The organism is Microbispora sp. NPDC046933 (assembly GCF_040644635.1).
GTDB lineage: Bacteria > Actinomycetota > Actinomycetes > Streptosporangiales > Streptosporangiaceae > Microbispora.
Map to the genome: position 1 here is coordinate 1 of NZ_JBEYWW010000112.1, position 1559 is coordinate 1559.

2 protein-coding genes are annotated in these 1559 nt (G+C 34.1%); both read right to left on the minus strand.

Annotated elements, in window-relative coordinates; all coding sequences use genetic code 11:
* Window positions 1-1028, minus strand: a 1028-nt coding sequence (locus tag ABZ857_RS44165; protein ID WP_357056945.1) for a heavy metal translocating P-type ATPase, incomplete at its 3' end; no start/stop codon positions are given.
* On the minus strand, window positions 1025-1384 hold the full coding sequence (locus tag ABZ857_RS44170) for a metalloregulator ArsR/SmtB family transcription factor (RefSeq protein WP_003726380.1): 360 nt from the start codon (window positions 1382-1384) through the stop codon (window positions 1025-1027). The genes ABZ857_RS44165 and ABZ857_RS44170, both read right to left, overlap by 4 nt.
* Window positions 1385-1559: the final 175 nt, after the last annotated feature.

Consider the following 1559-nt stretch of genomic DNA (forward strand, 5'->3'; position numbering starts at 1 on the left):
AGCCATTTATTCCAGTCACCACCAAAGAATAGCGGAGGAACAACCACTATCAAAAGGGCCATAATAATTATGAATGGCGTATAGTATTTTGCAAATTTATCTACAAAGGCTTGTGCAGGAGCTCGTTCTCCTTGCGCTTCTTCAACTAAGTGAATGATTTTGGCAATCGTTGTATCCGTTACTTTTTTTGTTACTTTGACTTCAAGAACACCTTCTTCATTTAGTGTTCCTGCAAACACTTCATCATCTAACTGTTTTTCAACAGGAACCGATTCTCCTGTTATTGCTGCTTGATTTACTGAAGAATGACCGTTGATAACAAGCCCATCCATGGCTATTTTTTGTCCGGGTTTAATGATCATAATATCGTCGATATCGATTTTATCGACACTGACTAATTGCTCTACATTGTTTCTCCTGATAAGAGCTTCTTTGGGAGCTATATCCATAAGAGAACGAATCGACTGTCTTGCTTTATCCATTGAAAATCGTTCCAAAGCTTCGCTAATAGCAAATAGTATTACTACAATAGAACCTTCGGCCCATTCTCCAATAAATGCGGCCCCAATAATTGCAATAGTCATTAAAGATTCCATGGAGAAGTCCAATTTGATCAAATCAGAGAACCCTTCTTTAAATAAATCAAATCCACCAATTATTATTGCCAATATATAAAGAGCTTTCGTTAATAAATGATCTTCGCCCAATGATAGTTGGGAAATCACAGCAACAAGTATAAAACCAAGAGAGATGATTAAAGCGATATTCCGTTTAATAAAAGACTCTTTTGATCTAACTTGTTCATCATTTTCTTGATCATCACGAATGATAAGATTTTCGAAGGCTCCCGCTTCTTCGAGTTCTTCAATTGTTGTTTGGCCTTCTACTGAAATCTTACTTGCACCAAAGTTTACTGTTGCACTCGTAACTCCTGGCAACTGCTTTACATTTTTTTCAAATTTACCTGCACAATTTGTACAGCTTAATCCTTCTATTCGATAGGTTTTTTCGGTCATTTTCTCACTCATGCTAGCACCTCTTCTTTAAAATTTACGCCAAGCTCCATAAGATTTAAGATTTTGATATTTTTAATAAAATAGTAGACTAACTTACCATCCTTGTGACTATCAACTACTCCCAATTTTTTTAAGGAGTTCAGATGGTGTGAAGTTGTTGCGACCGAAGCATCAATGATATTAGCAATATCACAAACACATAGCTCATCTTCATGAACTAAAGCATGTACAATTTTAAGTCGATTTTCATCTGACAATATTTTAAAGAAACCACTTACTGACGGAGTATCAAAGTTTGCTAGTTTAGATTTAGCACGATTAACTTTGTCTTCATGAATACAAGTTATTTCACAAATTTCATTATTCATACGATCATTCCTTTACATTCAAATGTTTGTTTGAATGTATTATATCAGAACATCCATCTATATTCAAGTGAATGTTTGAATGTTCATAAAATGGTCATTTTATGGACACTCTTCTTTTCTTATTAAAATTCTCAAAAACATTTATATTTATTGTTCATAAACCCGTGATTTATTC